We start from the raw sequence: 19850 nt of genomic DNA, 5'->3' as shown, positions 1-19850 counted from the left end.
GCTCTGGCGAGGTTTTTTTATGACGAATATCCTTGTCAGTCACCCTGTCCCTATGGGCCGTTGCTACGCAACGTTGAAAAACGCTCTCTGCGTTTTTTTATGCGTGTTTGTCAGCGCAATAAATGAAAAAAACGATCACGTCTCGTCTTTATTCAGAATGGCTTTAAGATCCTGTTTAAGCAGCGACATCTGGCTGGCATATTTTTCTTTGTGCTCAGCGTCTTCAATTAACTGTACAATCGTTTCTGATAAAGTCACGCCACGTCTCTGAGCGAGAGCCGCAAGGCGCTGCCAGACCAGGTATTCCAAATCGATCGATTTCTTGCGTGTATGCTGGTGCTCTGCGTTGAAATGGCGTTTGCGCCGTGCGCGAATCGTTTGCTTCATCCGGTTTTCTAAGGTGGGATTCATACATTGCACAATCCACTCCAGTACTTTCACTGGCTGGTTTTCCATTTTAAGCAATGCCAGTACGGCATCATCCGCAGCGCTTTGCTCGAGAAAACGCGTAATCTCTTCTCCCTCCCGATGCTTCTTCACCAGGTATTTCCATTTCCACCCGCACTCAAGATTTTCTAGTTGTTGATATTTCATATTAAATTCTTCAGTGACCGCGTAACGTAACTTTCAGCATAACAGTTTTCCCTGATTTTGACCGCTTTCTGGCAGTTTTCTGACAGCTTTTAAGACGGTTAGCCAAACATGGTCTGAGCTTCACCGTATGAAAGATGACTCTCCTTATGTGAAGTCTAGATTATTCTTGTATAATCACGCTTTTCCTTCAGACGATTACATTGATACTTTGACCAGTAACCGACTCTCATGGCAGCATTTACTGCCTAATAATACGCCTTATCAAACGCTATTCACTCAGGCAGCTCAACTTGCTCCTGCTGAATTCTCCGCTATTCAGTCACGTCTGGCAGACAGCCTGACGCTCTTTTGCCACCCTCGTTCACCTTCGCGCTTTATGCTGTTGAAAGCGCAGGAAAATGATGAATATATGGCATTGATCGCCCGTGCGCTGAGCGCCACCAGGCCAGACTCCGGGGTGATACATGGCAGTAAATATATCATTGAGGGTCGTCATATCCGGGTCGAACCCGCCACACAGCCTGCGGATAACTTTGCCGCACAGCAATCCTGTGGCTATCAGGAATGGATTGAACCTGAACAGCTCTTCGGCTGCGTGCGCAGTTTTCACGATGAAATCACGCTGCACCCAGGGCTGATTCACCAGATTAATGGCGGTACGTTGATCCTGTCGGCCAGAGCACTGCTAGCTCAGCCTTTGATGTGGCTGCGTCTGAAACAGATTATGGCTGAAGGTATCTATCGCTGGCTGTCGCCAGACGAGCGTAAGCCACTTCCTGTTGATGTGCCACCGATGCCGCTTGATATTCGCCTGATTATTCTCGGCGACCGCGAAAATCTGGCAGATATTCATGATATGGAGCCGGAATTAGGCGAACACGCGATTTACGGTGAGTTCGAAGTGCAATTGCAGTTGATTGAAATTGACGACATGGCGCGCTGGTGCTCCTACATCAATGCGCTATGCAGCGAAAATCAGCTACCGCTGCTGGATGCCGGTGCCTGGCCGGCATTAGTGAACGTGGCGATACGCTACAGCGGCGATCAGGGTAATTTGCCATTATGCCCACGTTGGCTAACCGGCCAGTTAAAATATGCATCGCTATACGCCAGAGATGGCCAGATCACGGAGCAGGCGCTGGTTGATGCCGTTGCCGCTCGCCAATGGCGTGAAGGCTACCTGCGTGAACGCATGCAGGATGAAATCGAATTAGGCCAGATTCTGATCGAAACGGAAGGCGAAGTCGTCGGCCAGATTAATGGACTTTCCGTATTGGAATTCCCAGGCTATCCCGTTGCCTTTGGCGAACCAACACGCATCAGTTGCGTGGTTCACGCTGGCGATGGTGAATTCACCGATGTTGAGCGCAAAGCCGAACTGGCTGGCAATTTACACGCTAAAGGTATGATGATCATGCAGGCGTTCCTGATTACGGAACTGGAGCTTGATCAACAGCTTCCCTTCTCAGCGTCCATGGTCTTCGAACAATCGTACAGCGAAGTTGACGGTGACAGTGCCTCACTGGCAGAGCTATGTGCGCTGATTAGCTCCCTCTCCTTGCGGCCGATCAATCAGCAGTTCGCCGTGACTGGTTCCGTCGATCAATTTGGCCATGTGCAACCTATTGGCGGCGTGAATGAGAAAATCGAAGGTTTCTTTGAGGTCTGCCAGCGTCGTGGATTGACGGGAACGCAGGGCGTGATTTTACCTGCGGCTAATTTACGCCATCTGTGTTTACAGGAAGATGTCGTTGAGGCGGTACGCGAAGGGAAATTCCATTTATTCCCGGTAGAAACTGCGCCGGAAGCGGTGTCATTATTGACCAACTTCGCTTATGACGATGAACAGCAACCAAACCTGTTGTCCGCCATTCGTGAGCGAATTGGACAGATTTCACCGCAAGAGCGTAGACGTTTCCCTTGGTTTTTCCGTTAAACCAACTGGTTTAACCAGACGCAACAGACTTGCCCAGCGTACAGGTGTACGCTAACCTGCGTGCTTCATTAAAACAAGGCTTACAGAGACCATGGTAGATAAACGCGAATCCTATACAAAAGAAGACCTCCTTGCCTCCAGTCGTGGTGAACTGTTCGGCCCGCAAGGCCCTCAGTTACCTGCCCCTAACATGCTAATGATGGACCGCGTCGTTAAAATGACGGAAGACGGCGGTAAGTATGGCAAAGGCTATGTGGAAGCCGAATTGGATATCACGCCTGACCTGTGGTTCTTCGGTTGCCATTTCATCGGCGATCCGGTGATGCCAGGCTGCCTCGGTCTGGATGCGATGTGGCAATTAGTCGGATTTTATCTGGGCTGGCTGGGCGGCGAAGGCAAAGGCCGCGCGCTCGGCGTGGGTGAAGTTAAATTCACCGGACAAGTGCTGCCGACAGCGAAAAAAGTGACTTATCGCATTCACTTCAAACGCGTGATCAATCGCCGTTTGGTGATGGGTATTGCTGATGGTGAAGTGTGGGTTGACGGTCACCAAATCTATACCGCTGACGAACTGAAAGTGGGTCTGTTCAAAGACACCAGCGCTTTCTAAGTATCAGATAGCACTGCGGGCGAAAACCTTTTCGCCCGCGTTATCCGTTTATTTATCCAATATTATCTCACCACAGCTTAAATCACTCGCCCTATCATGATGGACTTTTCAGTTCATTGGTGATCGACTGCCGTACATCTTGCGGTATCTTCAATTCAGTCGCTAGCGCATCCAGATAGCTTTTCTCCATGAAGTGATCGACATCAATGACCGCGCAGCTCAAGAAGTAGACCTCAAGCGCCTCTTCCTCATTCTTCACATCTTTCGCCAGCAGAATCGGGTCAAGCGGTTGTTCTATGGCTTCCTGTACCCAGCGGTGTGCTTCACTGCCCAGTTGCAGTTGCTGGATATTTTCATCAATACGCTGTTTCTCGGTTGCATCAATATGGCCGTCACTCTTGGCAGCAAAAACCAGAGCCTGAATCAAACGCTGGGCGCGAATATTATCGCCAGAGGACTGGGTGCCAAACTGTGGATCGTCCTGATGCGTGTCGCGAACGCGTTTTTTGTACTGGTTCCACAACACCACGCCCGCCGCTGCACTACCGCCAATGATCAACGCATTTTTACCCAATGAACCCATGATTTTCCGCGTGGATTTATTCGATAACAACACACCCGCCAAACCGCCCAGCGCAGCCGGCTTCAGCATGTCGCCCAAATTGCCGTTTTTGCCCCCTTGATGCTGATTCCCCAGCTTGCTACCGGAGCCTAATAAGCCCTGAATCTGTTGCAGCCAATTATTCATTTTCATTCCTCAAGGAAAAGTGACATCACTGATGGCGATGTCACTAATAGTAATGGTGCGGAAGGTGTTTATTTGTCAGATTGTGTATAGCAATGAAAAGTATGGACCGCACGGTCTCTACGGTCTATCTGGGCGATCCATCTTGCTATGCAGGAAACGTCACGATGCTGACTTCAGCGGTGCTTTTCTCACTGGGGCATTTCCGGAAACATAGTAGCGAGCCTTGCTACGCGGCAGCGGCTGGCGCCGGCGGATTCGGTCGGCAATTTTCTCGGCAATCATGATAGTTGTCGCATTCAGGTTACCGGTAATAATTTGCGGCATGATGGAAGCATCCACCACGCGTAGCCCTTCCATACCGTGAACCCGGCCTTGCCCATCAACCACCGCCATCTCATCCTCACCCATCTTACAGGAGCAGGAGGGATGGAATGCCGTCTCGGCGTGATTGCGGATAAATTCGTCCAGTTCCTCATCAGTCTGAACCTCCAGCCCAGGGCTGATCTCTCGCCCACGGTATTTATCCAGCGCAGGCTGCGCCATGATTTCACGCGTAATGCGGATCGCATCGCGAAATTCCTGCCAATCCTGCTCCGTAGACATATAGTTGAACAAGATGCTCGGGTGCTCGCGGGCGTCTTTGGATCGCACCTGTACACACCCCCGACTGAGTGAACGCATGGAGCCAACGTGCGCCTGAAATCCGTGCTCTTTCACCGCATTACTGCCGTTGTAATTAATCGCGACGGGCAGGAAGTGGTACTGAATATTCGGCCAGGCGAACTCATCCCGACTACGAATAAAGCCCCCCGCTTCGAACTGGTTGCTGGCACCAACACCAGTGCCGTTGAACAACCATTCCGCGCCGATTTTAGGCTGGTTAAACCACTGTAACGCCGGATACAGCGATACCGGTTCTTTGCAGGCATATTGTAAATACATTTCCAGATGGTCCTGCAAGTTCTCACCGACGCCGGGCAAATCGTGCACCACGGGAATATCGAGCCCTTGGAGCAAGTCTTTCGGCCCCACGCCGGAACGTTGCAGGATTTGCGGCGAAGCAATCGCGCCGGCACACAGCAGCACCTCACGGCGTGCCTTCGCCGTCTGCGCACTTTCCCCTTTAAAGTAAGCCACGCCAACGGCACGTTTTCCGTCGAAGAGAATCTTGTCGGTTAAGGCATGCGTCACAATGGTCAGATTCTTACGGCTTTTCGCCTGATCCAAATAACCTCTCGCGGTACTGGCGCGACGCCCTTTCGGCGTGACGGTTCTGTCCATCGGCCCAAAGCCTTCCTGCTGATAGCCGTTAAGATCGTCCGTACGCGGATAACCCGCCTGTACGCCCGCTTCAACCATCGCGTGAAACAGTTCGTTGTTTCCCATCTTCGGCGTTGTCACCGAAACAGGACCGCTCGCGCCATGATAGTCATTCGATCCCACATCCCGCGTTTCCGCTTTACGGAAATACGGCAGGCAGTCAAGGTAACTCCAGTCTTCCAGACCCGGCATGGACGCCCAGTTATCAAAATCCATCGCATTGCCACGGATGTAGCACATGCCGTTAATCAGCGATGAACCACCCAGCCCTTTGCCGCGGCCACATTCCATGCGGCGATTATTCATGTGAGGTTCTGGGTCGGTTTCATAAGCCCAGTTATAGCGCTTCCCCTGCAATGGGAAAGCTAATGCCGCAGGCATTTGCGTGCGAAAATCCAGCCGATAGTCCGGGCCGCCCGCCTCAAGCAGTAGCACGCTTACGTCGCTTTCTTCTGTTAAACGCGTTGCCAGCACATTGCCGGCGGAACCAGCTCCGATAATGATGTAATCATATTCCATTAGGCTTTCTCCCCTTCGTTTAAAATACCGAGCGGAATTCACCCAGTTCAACCTGTACAGATTTAATTTGCGTATAGTGTTCCAATGTTGTTATGCCGTTTTCACGTCCGACACCCGAATGTTTGTAGCCGCCCACAGGCATTTCAGCCGGAGACTCACCCCAGGTGTTGATCCAGCAAATCCCCGCGTCGAGCTGATGAATAACCCGATGTGCCCGATTCAGATCGCAGGTCACAATGCCGGCCGCCAGTCCATACTCGCTCTCATTGGCGCGGCGGATAACCTCATCCTCATGCTGATACGTCAGAATACTCATGACTGGGCCAAAGATTTCCTCTCGCACAATCGTCATATCATCCCGGCAATCTGTGAACACCGTCGGAGCAACGTAGGCGCCTTGCGCATACTTCTCGTCATTCATCGATTCGCCGCCCACCAGCACACGAGCGCCTTCACGCTTCCCGTTTTCGATGTAGCGCAGTACGGACTCTCTGTGCGGAAAGCTGACCAGCGGACCCAAATTCACCTGCTCGTCAGTCGGATCGCCAATACGGATACGCTGAACACGCGTCAGAATTTTTTCCTCAAACTGTGCCTGTAATGCCTGCGGAATGAAGACACGTGTACCGTTAGTACACACCTGACCGGCGCTGAAGAAATTCGCCATCATGGCGATATCCGCCGCCTTATCCAGATCGGCATCATCAAAAATGATCAGCGGAGATTTTCCACCCAGTTCCATAGTGACGTCTTTCAGCGTCGAGCCTGCGGCATTGGCCATTACCATTTTCCCGCTGGCGATCCCCCCAGTGAAAGAAATTTTGGCAATGCCCGGATGTGTGGTCAGCGCCTGACCAACGGATTTCCCCGTTCCCGTTAGCACGTTGAACACGCCAGCCGGTAACCCAGCCTCGGTATAGATTTCCGCCAGCTTCAGCGCGGTGAGTGACGTGACTTCGCTGGGTTTGAAGATCATCGCATTGCCTGCCGCCAGCGCAGGGGCCGATTTCCACAATGCGATCTGAATAGGGTAATTCCAGGCACCGATACCCGCGACCACGCCAAGCGGTTCACGACGAGTATAGACGAATGAGGTACCGCGCAGGGGGATCTGCTGCCCTTCCAGCATAGGAATCAGCCCCGCGTAGTACTCTAAAACATCCGCGCCGGTCACGATATCGACAGTGCGTGTTTCCGAGAGTGGCTTGCCGGTGTCATACGTTTCGAGTAACGCGAGTTCATCATTACGCTCACGCAGGATATCCACGACGCGGCGTAAAATGCGTGAACGTTCCATCGCCGTCATCGCCGCCCATACTTTCTGCCCTGCGGTTGCGGCATTGACCGCACGGTCAACATCTGCGGCAGTGGCCGACTGAATGTGGGCAATGATCTCGCCATTCGCGGGGTTCACCGCCTCAAACGTCTCGTCACCCGTGCTATCGACATAAGTGCCGTTGATATAAAGCTGTTGTAAACCGTAGTGAGACATAGATTCTCCTGTCTGATGACTGCCCAAACACAGGTTCCAGTCAGTGAAGGCAAAATGATAAAGAAGGATTACGCGCGGGCGAGCTGCTGCTCAATATAGGCGTAGATAATGCCCAGCGCTTCTTCGCGGTTGAAGGCGTCATGGCTTAGCGCACCACGCAGCCATAGTCCATCGATCAGACCTGCCAGCCCTTTTGCCGCAATACGCGCGTTGTCCTTCGACAAGCAGCGGCTGAATTCGACACACAGGTTGGAGTAAAGCCGCCGATCGTTAACCTGCTGTAGCCGATGGAGCATGGGGGAATGCAGGCTACAGGCCCAGAACGCCAGCCAGGTTTTCATCGCTGCGCTATTCGTCTGGCTATCATCAAAACTCCCCTGAACAATCGCCCGCAAACGTGCGCGAGGCGTATTTTCTGCCAGGTTCAGCAGCCTTGATCTCACCGCCAGCCCCAGATGACTAATCAGATAGCGCATCGTCGCTTCCAGTAAGCCATTTTTATCGCGGAAGTAATGACTGATGATCCCATTCGACACTCCCGCACGTCGGGCAATCTGTACGATTGAGGCATCATGCATCCCCACATCGTTAATCGCGGCCAGCGTCGCTTCGATGAGTTGCTGCCGTCTGATGGGCTGCATTCCGACTTTAGGCACCGCATTTCCCCTTCATTTTCTTCCCTTCATTTTTGCGTGATGAATCACGGTAAAAGACACTGGTTCATGATCCGATTTGTCTCATTAAACTTTTTTTTGATTGAACGTTCAATAAAAAATGAATATCTTTTATTGCTGAAAGGTTAAAAATCTGTATCAATTATCATGAAAATCGGTGTGAGTTCAGACGATAACTCCACCTTAAAAAGAATAATTTCTTTTTTGTTCTGATGATAATCTTCAACGGAAAGCGTACTCAGCGGATGCCCTGCGCCGTGTCTTTGGTATGATATGCGCTAAGCGCGCTTCGTGGAGAGAGGAGTCGGAGTACCTATTCACGCAACGCAAGGGATAACCATGCCAGCCTCAGAAACCATCACCCAACGGGATCGCCTGAATCCCGTCGTGTTCTACACATCAGCGGGATTAATCCTGACCTTCTCGCTGATGACCATGTTGTTTAACAAAGAAGCCAATGACTGGATCACCCACGCACTTAACTGGGTTTCCGCCACATTTGGTTGGTACTACCTGCTAGCCGCCACGCTCTACATCGTTTTCGTCATCTTCATCGCGTCATCTCGGTTTGGGTCGATCAAGCTCGGGCCAGAACAGTCGAAGCCTGAATTTAGTCTGATGAGCTGGGCGGCAATGCTGTTTGCAGCGGGGATTGGTATCGATTTAATGTTCTTTTCCGTTGCGGAACCGATCACGCAATATATGATGCCACCGGAAGGACAAGGCCAGACGATAGAAGCGGCACGGCAGGCCATGGTCTGGACGCTGTTTCACTACGGGTTAACCGGTTGGTCAATGTACGCGCTGATGGGCATTGCTCTTGGCTACTTCAGCTACCGGTATAATTTGCCGCTGACGATTCGCTCTGCCCTGTACCCTATCTTTGGTAAACGTATTAATGGCCCGATTGGCCACAGCGTTGATATTGCGGCCGTACTCGGAACCATCTTCGGTATCGCGACTACGCTGGGCATCGGCGTCGTTCAGTTGAACTACGGGCTGAAAGTCCTGTTCCAGATCCCAGAGAATCTCACCGTTCAGGCCTCGCTCATCCTGCTTTCCGTAATCATGGCGACGGTCTCCGTGACGTCCGGTGTCAATCGCGGTATTCGCTTCCTCTCCGAGCTTAACGTCCTGCTCGCACTGGGCTTGATTCTTTTTCTGCTCTTCTGGGGCGATACCGAATTTCTGCTAAACGCGTTAGTGCTCAACGTGGGGGATTACATCAATCGCTTTACCGGCATGACGCTCAACAGCTTTGCCTTTGATCGCCCGACAGAATGGATGAATAGCTGGACGCTGTTTTTCTGGGCATGGTGGGTCGCATGGGCACCGTTTGTCGGACTGTTTCTGGCTCGTATCTCACGCGGCAGAACGATTCGACAGTTCGTCGTCGGCACGCTGATCATTCCGTTTGTCTTTACGCTACTGTGGCTCTCCATTTTTGGCAACAGCGCGCTTTATCAGGTGCTCCACGGTAATCTGGATTTTGCCAATGAAGTCATGCAACACCCAGAGCGCGGATTCTACAGCCTGCTGGCGCAGTACCCCGGTTTCAGCCTGAGCGCCTCTGTCGCGACCATTACCGGCTTGCTGTTTTATGTCACCTCTGCCGATTCCGGCTCGCTGGTGCTCGGCAACTTCACCTCTCGCCTTGGCGACATCAACAATGATGCGCCAAACTGGCTGCGGATTTTCTGGTCAGTCACCATTGGCCTGCTGACGTTGGGCATGCTGATGACAAACGGTGTTTCAGCCTTACAGAACACCACCGTCATTATGGGATTACCGTTTAGCTTTGTGATGTTCTTTATTATGGCGGGATTGTATAAATCACTGCGGGTTGAGGATTATCGTAAAGCCAGCTCCTTACAAACATCGGCACCGATGCCAATATCAGGCGACGATCGCCTGAACTGGAAGCAACGCCTCTCACGCGTCATGAATTTCCCCGGCACAACGCATACGCAAAAAATGCTGTATACCGTCTGTAAAGCCGCCATGGATGATGTCGCGCGCGAACTGCGCCTGCGAGGAGCCAGCGTTGAAGTCAACGACTTGCCACCTGTCGAAGATGAACGCCTGAACCATCTCGAACTGTTGGTTGATTTGGGTGATGAACAGAACTTTCTTTACCAAATTTGGCCACAGCGCTATAGCGTCCCAGCGTTTACCTACCGCGCCCGCTCGGGTAAATCAGATTATTACCGCCTTGAAACCTTCCTGCTGGAAGGAAGCCAGGGGAATGATCTGATGGATTACAGCAAAGAACAGGTGATTAACGACATTTTGGATCAGTACGAACGACACCTGAATTTTCTTCATCTTAATCGAGAGGCACCGGGCAATACGCTGACCTTCCCTGACGCATAATCCCCTACGCTATGGCGCTGAAATACAGCGCCATTTTTCAATATGTTATGCATTTACCCCCCTTTTTCTTTCATCCTCTTTTTCCTGAATCTATGGGCTGTGCCGCATTCTTTGCTTCGACGATTTGCGCTTTATTTTTGAAACGGTATACTGCTCACATCAATTTGAAATACAGTTTTAAAAAATGTATTTGTCCGTCACAGAAAAGGAACGAACATGAAAATTGCACTGATTAACGAGAACAGCCAAGCTGCCAAAAACGCCATCATCGCCGAGTCTCTGACCAAAGCGGTTGCACCGTTGGGCCACACTGTACACAACTACGGCCAATACGCCGTTGAAGATGCAGCGCAGCTGACCTACATCCAGAACGGTATTTTGGCAGCTATCCTGCTGAACTCCGGCGCGGCTGATTTCGTTGTGACCGGTTGCGGTACTGGCCAGGGCGCAATGCTGGCTTGTAACTCTTTCCCAGGCGTAATCTGCGGTCTGGTTGTTGACCCATCTGATGCTTACCTGTTCTCTCAGATCAACAACGGTAACGCCGTATCTGTTCCTTACGCTAAAGGCTTTGGCTGGGGCGCAGAACTGAACCTGGAAAACTTGTTTACCCAGCTGTTCAAAGAAGAAGGCGGCCGAGGCTACCCGAGCGACCGCGTTGTTCCTCAACAACGTAACAAGAAAATCCTGGATGCCGTAAAAGCGGTAACCTACAACGATCTGATCACCATCCTGAAAGGCCTCGATCAGGATCTGGTTAAAGGCGCGATTGCTGGTCCTAAATTCCAAGAATACTTCTTCGCTAACAGCAAAGACGAAGCACTGACCAGCTACATCAAAACGCTGCTGGCGTAATCGTCCGATAGCTGACAAAAAACCACAGGCCATCATGGTCTGTGGTTTTTTTATGCCAATGATCAACTCATTTTGCCTACATTTTAACGACACGGTTACGCAGACTATCCTTTACCGTTCAATGCTTAGCCATACGCACCGTTCGCGCTAAATACTGCTTGACCGAAGCTAGGTGACTCCCTATAGTAGCGCCCCGTTGCCCCTTGTAGGCAACCCCCGGTGAGGTGTCCGAGAGGCTGAAGGAGCACGCCTGGAAAGTGTGTATACGTGAAAACGTATCAAGGGTTCGAATCCCTTCCTCACCGCCATACATTCAACAAAATCAATTAATTAGATATCATGTTTGGTTTTGTCTTGCATAAAGTAATACATAAAAAGTTCGCTTCGGCGGACTTTTTTGTTTGTGAAATCCTGCATCCTCCTCATTCAGCTAGTTTTTCCTACACCCACTTCCCCACAGACAGATAAAGAAAAGCTCAAGATATGTCGCCATCTTCATTCTATTAGATTTTGAGAACATCACTGTCTGACAAATGCGGGAAGCTCTCTCAATATGGAATTATCCCCTCATCCGAATAGCCGAAGTGCTTCGTGTGTCGCTAAATAAATCACCTTGCGCACCGAGTCGTCTGTTAGGAAAACGTTGCGTTTTTTTATCGCCTGACTATTTCTCGTGTTAGAGCCTGATTTAGGGGCATTTTTTCGTGTCTGAGATGCTCTGAGAATTCAGCATTAAGCGCCGTTTCGACGGTGAGTTTCGTCAGCATATGAGGAAACTGGGTGAGGTCAGCTTCCGTTTTAAGGCCTTTAGCTAGTTCAGCCGCAAGGGCTTTGAATTTCTTTTCGTTCATCGTTTTCCTGTCTCCGCTGTTGGAGTGAACATATCAAAAACAGGCAATTACACAATTTTAATTACAGTCCCTTGAGGTGATCACGTTCGCGCACGGTGAACGTAACCTTTTTTGTATTGGCTTAAAATGCATGTGTAAACCCGATAAGATACTTTGCGGATCATAGCCATACCTAATATGGTCTTCAGCATTGCCTATAGCCAGACTGGTTAGTCTTTTTTGTTTATCGTCACTGGACCATAAACCATCAGTACTCGTGTTGAACCTGACGAGCCATTATACCCCCCCTCGCCACCGTTGAGATAACAGGCAAGCGCAGTAAACGCCCAAGCAGTATCCATAGAAGTAGCAATTTTGCGTGTGGTCAGTTCCTCTCGTCCGTATTGCTCGCCAAAATCTCGAACTCTCCGAGCAAACGTTCCAAGCTGTTCACTTACTGATGGGTGTTCCCATCCCCATAACCAAGAGCCATCTTCAGTGTTATAGGTGCCAATAACCTGCACTGGGGCCGTTATAACTATCCCCTTTTCGTCATTGGTGAAGGTGATAGTACCTGAATCCAGATCAACATCCCATGACGCTGTATCAAGCCCCCACAGATCCACCGCTGCTTGTGTACGCAACTGCAACTCGTTATTCGCACGAGTAATGGTGAGATCTGGTTCTGAAAGCACTCCAGTATCTGCACTAGCGCCTTTCTTTTTGCTGCCACAAAGCTTCTTAAAGAAACCGATCATCTGTTTTCCCTTATTTTAAACTCAATATGAATAGTGCTTACAATGTACTCATCTCACTGCCAAGTCATTTTCTGACACAGGAACCAAGCCAAGGCTAATACACATTTTTACTTGGCTGTTTTTTCCTTCTTCTCATCTTCGACGTGCTTACTTATCAGTGATCCATTTAAGTGATGGTTTTCCATCATGTAACCCTCAAGCGATTTCGGGTAACTTTCGTCTGTCAGGAATGCCATTGCCAACGGATAGTCCGTTGCCTTGAGCATTTCCTCATCACGATCGTTCTCGCTGTCTTCATGAAGGTTGTGCATTGCTTTGGGTAATGGGGACTACAGCGTGGGTTCGGGCAAGCTCATGCCCAAGGGTGACCATATTACCGCTGAAAAGAATTTCACCCCTGAGGATTTATAGCTATAGTTATCCAACAAAAATCGGTTCAAAGTAGGTATTGTATTTCGGTTCAACAACATCCTCTAGGCCAAAATACGTTGTTCAATCTCAATATAAAACTGTTGAAGCGTTAGTTTTTCTGTCGCCTCGTAACTTTCAATATCAAACCATGCTTCCAGTGCTTTCCTGATCTCACTTCGTTTCATATCCTGCTACCCATTCAACTATTTTAGCTTTTTTACCCGATAGAACAATAGGTTGCCCAGTCATCCATCAGAGCTATACGTTTAGGTTTCCAGTGTTGAACGCCACTGGGCGATGTGTTTTTTGTTCTTTAGTTCATTGGCCTTGATTGCCAACACATCTTCCTCACCGCCATATAAAAGAAAACGCCCTTGACGCAAGTCAGAGGCGTTTTCTTTTATATGGCACGGGAATGAAAATTCCCGTGCCACACAGACATCAGCCATAGGCATGGAGTGTACGCTGACACAGCGCCGAACGCACACAGTCCTCTTTACCGAAAGAAACCACGCCAATCATGTCATCCTCAACAAAACGCTCCAATGCGTCGCGCAGGCCGGATTTAACCCCAGCAGGCAAATCACACTGCGTCACATCACCATTCACGATAACCGTGACGTTCTCACCTAAACGCGTCAAGAACATTTTCATTTGGTTCACTGTCACGTTTTGCGCTTCATCCAGAATCACAACCGCATTTTCAAACGTCCGCCCACGCATATACGCAAAAGGCGCAATTTCGACTTTGGCAATTTCCGGCCGCAAACAGTACTGCATAAAAGAGGCCCCCAGCCGACGTAAAAGTATGTCGTAAACTGGGCGGAAATAAGGCGCAAATTTCTCCGCAATATCTCCAGGTAAAAAGCCAAGATCCTCGTCAGCCTGTAATACTGGCCGCGTAACTATAATACGCTCAACCTCTTTATGGATTAGTGCCTCCGCCGCTTTCGCAGCGCTCAGATACGTTTTACCGCAGCCAGCTTCACCTGTGGCAAAAATCAACTGTTTATTTTCTATCGCAGACAAGTAATGTTCCTGGGCAGTTGTACGAGCTTGAATAACGGAATTATCACGATTTTCACGCGCCATTCCGATTGCTTCAATTCCGCCCATCTGTACCAGAGAAGTGACCGATTCTTCCTCACGCTGACGATGACTACGCGAGTCACGGCGGATAACGCGTTTCGCTTCACGACGAGCTTTGATCACTGCTTTTTGTCTTCCCATAGTGGCACCTTACAGTTTGTTTCACTTACCGCACTGTTCTACAGCGCGTGACGTTTAACTCACTAACGAGGTTAGGCTTCCTTATTAAGCCAATAGCGGACAGAGAATACGCATGATTCATCCACGAACTGAGTGAAAAACGGGCCGAGCATTCATGGTTAGAAAAAGAAAATAAATGGAGAGTTTGGGTAAAGAGAGAATGGCACAGTGTTGAAAATAAATGGGAGGAAAACCCCTCGCATCGGCGAGTCAGCGGCTTAGAATCTTGGCATCGACTACAAAGTCCAGAAAAGGACATTACCATTCGCGTTCCTCACTGTGACAACGACTATTCCACTGAATAATGATTGATCGCATCGTAGAACTACTGCTAACCATTGCCTAAAAATTAGTGCCGAATGATTTCAGTAGTATGACAGTGCAGTAATTTGCTCCTGCAATGCAAGCATTTTTTACACTGTCATAACATTTATGTATATACCCGTCATACTTCAAGAGTTGCATGCGCGCCGGCTGCGCGACTCAGCATACTTACGTGAGCCTCACCCACTTGGGGTCAGCTGCAAGTAGAGTTGTCAGTCACCCAAATACTTACCTGAGTAAGCTCATCGAGATGGCATGAGAGACATCCTGTCTCTCACCGAAGGCCAGCCGTTGCTAGTCAAACTCGTTCCCGACGAATTTGACTTTCTCTTGCCGCCTTCCTGAAACTCGACTTACTTAGGGTATAGCCAGTATTCTGTAAATTAGCAATGTCGGCCTGAGAACGAACGTCCACGGTGTGCGTTAGAAATGTCGTTGCCAGTCCAGATATTGATCGTATTTTCGTAAGGCACTGCGATAAATATTTTGCTCAATGTCAGGAAGGTAATCGCATACCCGCTGCTGCACACCATCGTGGTGCCCAGAAAAGGTGTCTGCGGGATAATTATTTGCGGCCAGCAGTTCATCCAACCGCCGCAAACGAATGACATACTCACGCATCGTGCTATGTCGAACTTCGGTTTGCTCGATCAGATATTGTGTGAAAGCTTTAATATCGAAATAGCTAGCATGGGTATTGCATAATATTTCGCTACAAAAGCGGCAAAGCGGAATTAATTCCTGTTGCAGACCAAACCATATTTCATCATCGATAAGCCTGTCGATGCTGCCAATCGATTTTTTATTGATAAGCTGATTACGAAATACCAGTGAAACGCGGTCGAGTTCTTTATGGCACTGGGAACAGTTGGTCTGTCTATGTTTGAAGTCTTTCAGATAACGGCTTAGCAGCTGTTTCTTCCGAATTGATGGGTGCATGAATCCATTCCATGACAATATATAACTGCAACATGAAGCGATAGCACCGCTCTCATTACGCCAGAGAAGCAGGTGCTACAAAACAGGCAGCATTAACTATTTAGATACTGGGATAAAACACTCATCAATATTCAAAAATTGTCATGCTGTTGCAACTTCAGTGATTGAAGGTATATTTTGATAACAGTATTCCTACGCAGCGCAATTAAACATCGTTCATTAATTTCACGCGCAGGCGCTTTATCGCTTGGCTATGCAACTGACTGACTCTCGACTCCCCGACTTCAAGAACGGCGCCGATCTCTTTCAGGTTCAACTCTTCCTGGTAGTAGAGCGTCAACACCAACCTCTCGCGTTCTGGCAGATTTTCAATTGCATCCATCACGCGATGGCGCAAATTGCCTTCCATCAGTTGATGCAATGGATTCGCATCTTCATTGCCTTCCAGTAACGCCTCTGCGCTATCACCATGTTCTTCACGCCATTCATCGTAAGAGAAAAGCTGGCTATTATTTGTATCTAGCAATATCTGACGATAATCCTCAAGCGTGATATTCAGGGCCTGCGCGACTTCCTGCTCCGTTGGAGTACGACCGAGTTGTTGTTCAACCTGTTGCATTGCTTGTGCCACTTCCCGCGCATTACGCCGTACGCTGCGTGGAGCCCAATCACGACTGCGTAATTCATCCAGCATCGATCCACGAATTCGTTGAACGGCATAGGTAGTAAACGCTGTACCTTGCAACGAATCATAGCGTTCAACTGCGCTGAGCAAGCCAATACCACCAGCCTGTAGCAGATCGTCAAGTTCAACACTCGCGGGGAGACGAACCTGTAAACGCAAGGCTTCATGGCGCACTAGCGGAACATAGCGCTTCCAAAGGGAATTTTTATCCATTGTGCCTTCGGCGGTATACAAATCGCTCACAGTGACAAATACCTACGATGATAATGTTATCGACACTATTATGCTTTTAGGTAGGGTAGCCAATCGTCTGAATAGCGTTAAAAAAGAAGGGTTATTCCTGCCATGTATGGCAAGATTTGGTAAAAAATATGCGGTGAGAAGCGCAAATGGCAAGCTCATAGGATGTAATGAGGTGCTAAATTTGTGATACATCTCTCTTCTGAAGCGAGATGATTCTAGCGTAGACTCTGCGCAGAGAAAAGGATGTTTTATGGGAAGAAACGCCCTTCTGCATACCTGCCATCCCCACGCCTGAAGCCAAATTTATGGCCTACAACGTGCTTTTTACTACCTCTTTAACAGGGTCAATACTGTTTCAGGGATCTAATTAACCTGCCCAAGCAGTGAAGAGCCCGTCTGCTGCATCACCAATGCCTTAGGCATCGCAGATCCCTCCTGCACATAATCTGTATCTAAAATACAAGAACGCGCGTTTTGGGTAACCAACGCCGTCTACACTAAATTTGAAATGTTCGCCGAAGGATTTCGGCGGGCTGCGCTCTCGCTGATGCACAGAGTTACTGGCCCGCATCACCAACCGGCTTTTTGGCGTGACGCTTCACCGTTCCACCTTGCAAAGATACCTCAAACAGGCTGGCATGGTCTGGCGCAGAGCCGCGCCTACGCTGAAACGCAAAGATCCGCACTATGGCCATCGAGCAGGCGTTGGCTCAGGAGTGGCGGCAGTAAAAAGTGTTTTGATTTATTTATCAATCCATTAGAGACATTACGACAGACATACTGGCGAGCGAAAACCATTACGCTGGTCGTTGATAACTACATCATTCATAAAAGCCGCAAGGTGGAACGCTGGCTGGAAAAAAATACGAAGTTCCGGTTGTTGTTCCTGCCAACCTATTCGCCGTGGCTGAATCCAATCGAGTTACTCTGGTTGTCGTTACACGAAACGATAACGCGTAACCATCAGTGCCAGTATATGTGGCAGTTACTGGAACAGGTAAAGCTATTTATGAATACCGCTTCGCCGTTCCCCAGCAATCAACATGGTCTGGCTAAAGTGAAGCGGTAATATGCGAAGTTATTTAGGGGATTCACGCGGTTGCCGCCTTCATGCACTCGAATTATTTAGAGCATAACATATATACATCACTATGATGGCTATAGGTTGGATAATAAATATTAGTGTAATGGTTAAATGATTTTCAATTAAAAACATCGATAAAAAAACAATAACATAAGAAAACTCATTTAGAAAATAGTGATATATAAACAATCATATTTTCTATTTCATCAAATTTATCGATTTTTCACCGTCAGTGATGAGAAACTATAGCATTGTTATTGTTGATAATCTGATATAATATTGTACGATATTCGCGCATTTAAAAACGTGGTGTACAATGATATCAGTCTGCATGATCGTGAAAAATGAAGCTTTGCACTTGAGTAACTCGCTGAAAGAAATTGCAAAATATTTTGATGACATTGTTGTCGTTGACACCGGTTCGAGTGATGACTCAAAGAGTATTGCCAGAAACTTTACCGACAAAGTTTATGATTTTGAATGGATATCAGATTTTTCCGCTGCAAGAAATTATTCACTGCAATTTGCAAAATATGATTGGATTTTGGTTGTTGATGCTGACGAAGTGATCAATACATTTGATGTAGCAGTACTCTCAGAGCTCATTAACACTCATTCAACGCAGGTCGGTACCGTAGAGATTGCCAGTATCATCGATAATAATGAAAACACCACAGACGTAGATTTAATCCGAGAGCGTATAAGCCGAATTTTCAACAAAAAATATTATGAGTTTGTCGGCATTATCCATGAGCAAATTTGTAAGAAAAATACTGAAAAAACACCAGATAGACGTTTTGATACACCACTATCATTCATGCATAATGGTTATACAAAAGAAATCATAGAAAGCAAAGACAAGATCGCTCGCAACATTACATTACTCCAACATGCCATTGATAAAACAAGTGATGACGCTTATCTGCATTATCAGTTAGGTAAAAGCTACTACTTAGGGAAAGATTATAAACGAGCGGCACAGAGTTTTGAAACATCACTACGTCTGCAAAAAGATATGCATCAGGATTACCATGAAGTCCTGATTGAATGCTACGGCTATTGCTTAATTAATACCGAAAAATATGAAAAAGCATTAGACATTTTTAAATATGAGGATTTTTGTTCTTCTACAGACTTCATGTTTTTAAAGGCACTAATATTCATGAATAATGCTGATTTTCAGAATGCTATCGATACATTTCAGTTATGTACAAAAATGGGGCCTGGCCGTAAACAAGGCGTAAACACGTATAAAGCCAATTATAACATAGCAGTCATACTTGAATGTTTTGGTATGAAGTCTGAAGCACTTGATTACTATCAACGGTGCGGGGATTATAAGTTGGCGCTTGAAGGGATAATAAGAGTTAAATAGTAATTTATTTTTAGAGTTTTCGGTCTTTCTTCTCTCTAAAAAAGAGGGCATCCTGCATGTCGCGGTAAGTGTCAAGATAGTTGGCACCCCGCTTGATTTGGGCTGCCTGTTTTTCCCGCTCTGGATTCAGCATGACCTCGCCTATCGGCCGCCAGTTCCATGTCCTGTCTGATCAGCGTTCTGGGTATCGCGCTTTTGCCATCTGGTACACCTCATCACGTTTCTTCAGCACCATGGCATCTTCACCTCGGTGCAGTTGGCTTGGCGTAACGTACCTGATGCTGCTATGTCGATACGTTTCGTTATACCACTAGGTAAAACTCTACCCATTCACGTGCTTCATCCAACTTACTGACCCCCGATGACGGCCACTGCAGTACATATTTCAGCATCCGGAACAGTGACTCCACATACACGTTATCGTTGCTGCCCCTTGGCCGACTGTGAGACGACATGATGGCCTGCCAACTCATTGCCGAAGTGACTTTCTGTGCTGCATGTTGCCGTCCCCAGCGATGCGCTTCTCCATGACGATGCAGCACACGGTAGAAGGTCGATTCACTCGCCAGATAAATCCTGTCATCCGTCAGCGCCGGTACGATTTGTGACGGTGGCAGACTGGCGTAGTCTGGTTGATGGCACAGGCCAGTATCTGTTGCTCTTCTTGCTCACTTAACCGGTTTGATGGGGAGGGCCTGACCGCGCTGGCACTCCAGTCCTCCCTCGAGATTTGCCACCGTCACCACCTCCGTTCACTTAATCAGGCTTCCATCGGTGCTATCGACAACCAAGCGCCTGACACCATCGTTTC

Annotated in this window: 18 protein-coding genes, 1 tRNA gene and 3 pseudogenes; 8 read left to right on the top strand and 14 right to left on the bottom strand. The window is 48.5% G+C overall.

Annotated elements, in window-relative coordinates:
* Window positions 1-135: 135 nt before the first annotated feature.
* Window positions 136-594 (bottom strand): macrodomain Ter protein MatP, encoded by a 459-nt coding sequence (matP, locus tag K7X24_RS06770; RefSeq protein WP_224553863.1) that lies wholly within the window; start codon window positions 592-594, stop codon window positions 136-138.
* Between the two features lie 166 nt (window positions 595-760).
* Here matP and K7X24_RS06765 point away from each other — a divergent pair, with 166 nt between their 5' ends.
* Window positions 761-2530 carry a Lon protease family protein gene (locus K7X24_RS06765; RefSeq protein ID WP_224553861.1) on the top strand — a complete coding sequence of 590 codons (1770 nt, stop codon included), beginning with the start codon at window positions 761-763 and terminating at the stop codon, window positions 2528-2530.
* A 91-nt stretch (window positions 2531-2621) separates the two neighbouring features.
* Window positions 2622-3140 (top strand): bifunctional 3-hydroxydecanoyl-ACP dehydratase/trans-2-decenoyl-ACP isomerase, encoded by a 519-nt coding sequence (gene fabA, locus K7X24_RS06760; RefSeq protein WP_039480199.1) that lies wholly within the window; start codon window positions 2622-2624, stop codon window positions 3138-3140.
* 94 nt (window positions 3141-3234) lie between these two features.
* Here the strand turns inward: fabA and K7X24_RS06755 are convergent, their stop codons facing one another.
* The 4 genes from K7X24_RS06755 to betI form a co-directional block, all read right to left on the bottom strand.
* Complete coding sequence (locus K7X24_RS06755) at window positions 3235-3888, bottom strand: tellurite resistance TerB family protein (protein WP_224553859.1); 654 nt, start codon at window positions 3886-3888, stop codon at window positions 3235-3237.
* A 159-nt stretch (window positions 3889-4047) separates the two neighbouring features.
* A complete protein-coding gene (gene betA / locus K7X24_RS06750) occupies window positions 4048-5727 on the bottom strand; it encodes a choline dehydrogenase (protein ID WP_224553857.1) in 1680 nt (559 codons plus the stop codon).
* A 19-nt stretch (window positions 5728-5746) separates the two neighbouring features.
* Complete coding sequence (gene betB, locus K7X24_RS06745; RefSeq protein WP_224553854.1) at window positions 5747-7219, bottom strand: betaine-aldehyde dehydrogenase; 1473 nt, start codon at window positions 7217-7219, stop codon at window positions 5747-5749.
* Between the two features lie 68 nt (window positions 7220-7287).
* Window positions 7288-7875, bottom strand: coding sequence for a transcriptional regulator BetI (gene betI / locus K7X24_RS06740; RefSeq protein ID WP_224553852.1), 588 nt, complete (start codon window positions 7873-7875; stop codon window positions 7288-7290).
* Between the two features lie 357 nt (window positions 7876-8232).
* Between betI and K7X24_RS06735 the strand changes: the two genes are divergently transcribed.
* The 3 genes from K7X24_RS06735 (at window position 8233) to K7X24_RS06725 (ending at window position 11429) form a co-directional block, all read left to right on the top strand.
* On the top strand, window positions 8233-10266 hold the full coding sequence (locus K7X24_RS06735) for a choline transporter (protein ID WP_224553850.1): 2034 nt from the start codon (window positions 8233-8235) through the stop codon (window positions 10264-10266).
* Between the two features lie 216 nt (window positions 10267-10482).
* Window positions 10483-11121 (top strand): RpiB/LacA/LacB family sugar-phosphate isomerase, encoded by a 639-nt coding sequence (locus tag K7X24_RS06730; protein ID WP_010309836.1) that lies wholly within the window; start codon window positions 10483-10485, stop codon window positions 11119-11121.
* A 218-nt stretch (window positions 11122-11339) separates the two neighbouring features.
* Window positions 11340-11429, top strand: a tRNA-Ser gene (locus tag K7X24_RS06725).
* A gap of 343 nt (window positions 11430-11772) precedes the next feature.
* On the opposite strand, the pseudogene K7X24_RS06720 reads toward K7X24_RS06725, so the two are convergent.
* The 8 genes and pseudogenes from K7X24_RS06720 to K7X24_RS22150 all read right to left on the bottom strand — a co-directional run.
* A pseudogene (locus tag K7X24_RS06720) lies at window positions 11773-11972 on the bottom strand (IS256 family transposase); the annotation flags it as partial.
* 209 nt (window positions 11973-12181) lie between these two features.
* Window positions 12182-12709 carry a DUF6882 domain-containing protein gene (locus tag K7X24_RS06715; RefSeq protein WP_224553848.1) on the bottom strand — a complete coding sequence of 176 codons (528 nt, stop codon included), beginning with the start codon at window positions 12707-12709 and terminating at the stop codon, window positions 12182-12184.
* A gap of 107 nt (window positions 12710-12816) precedes the next feature.
* Window positions 12817-13305 (bottom strand): annotated as a pseudogene (locus tag K7X24_RS06710) (DUF6387 family protein).
* Window positions 13306-13386: 81 nt separating this feature from the next.
* Entirely contained in the window at window positions 13387-13575 is a 189-nt protein-coding gene (locus K7X24_RS06705; protein WP_224553846.1) for a hypothetical protein, read from the bottom strand.
* Window positions 13562-14350 (bottom strand): phosphate starvation-inducible protein PhoH, encoded by a 789-nt coding sequence (phoH, locus tag K7X24_RS06700; protein ID WP_224553844.1) that lies wholly within the window; start codon window positions 14348-14350, stop codon window positions 13562-13564. The genes K7X24_RS06705 and phoH overlap by 14 nt, the downstream gene beginning before the upstream one ends.
* A 786-nt stretch (window positions 14351-15136) precedes the next feature.
* The gene (gene fliZ, locus K7X24_RS06695) at window positions 15137-15652 is read right to left on the bottom strand and encodes a flagella biosynthesis regulatory protein FliZ (RefSeq protein WP_224553842.1); all 516 of its coding nucleotides are present in this window, start codon (window positions 15650-15652) and stop codon (window positions 15137-15139) included.
* A gap of 205 nt (window positions 15653-15857) precedes the next feature.
* Entirely contained in the window at window positions 15858-16580 is a 723-nt protein-coding gene (locus K7X24_RS06690) for an RNA polymerase sigma factor FliA (protein WP_224553840.1), read from the bottom strand.
* 363 nt (window positions 16581-16943) lie between these two features.
* Entirely contained in the window at window positions 16944-17066 is a 123-nt protein-coding gene (locus tag K7X24_RS22150) for a flagellin (protein WP_411909664.1), read from the bottom strand.
* A gap of 26 nt (window positions 17067-17092) precedes the next feature.
* Between K7X24_RS22150 and K7X24_RS06685 the strand changes: the two are divergent.
* Both K7X24_RS06685 and K7X24_RS06680 read left to right on the top strand, forming a co-directional pair.
* A pseudogene (locus tag K7X24_RS06685) lies at window positions 17093-17649 on the top strand (transposase); the annotation flags it as partial.
* 346 nt (window positions 17650-17995) lie between these two features.
* Window positions 17996-19039 (top strand): glycosyltransferase, encoded by a 1044-nt coding sequence (locus tag K7X24_RS06680; protein WP_318013130.1) that lies wholly within the window; start codon window positions 17996-17998, stop codon window positions 19037-19039.
* A 10-nt stretch (window positions 19040-19049) separates the two neighbouring features.
* On the opposite strand, the gene K7X24_RS21990 is transcribed toward K7X24_RS06680, so the two are convergent.
* Window positions 19050-19172 carry a hypothetical protein gene (locus K7X24_RS21990; RefSeq protein ID WP_263485400.1) on the bottom strand — a complete coding sequence of 41 codons (123 nt, stop codon included), beginning with the start codon at window positions 19170-19172 and terminating at the stop codon, window positions 19050-19052.
* A 357-nt stretch (window positions 19173-19529) separates the two neighbouring features.
* Between K7X24_RS21990 and K7X24_RS06675 the strand changes: the two genes are divergently transcribed.
* Window positions 19530-19715 carry a hypothetical protein gene (locus K7X24_RS06675; protein WP_224553836.1) on the top strand — a complete coding sequence of 62 codons (186 nt, stop codon included), beginning with the start codon at window positions 19530-19532 and terminating at the stop codon, window positions 19713-19715.
* Window positions 19716-19850: the final 135 nt, after the last annotated feature.

This window comes from Pectobacterium versatile (genome assembly GCF_020166435.1).
Classification (GTDB): domain Bacteria; phylum Pseudomonadota; class Gammaproteobacteria; order Enterobacterales; family Enterobacteriaceae; genus Pectobacterium; species Pectobacterium versatile.
Note: the sequence above shows the minus strand (reverse complement) of the source record. Positions and strands in the feature narration are given on the sequence as shown.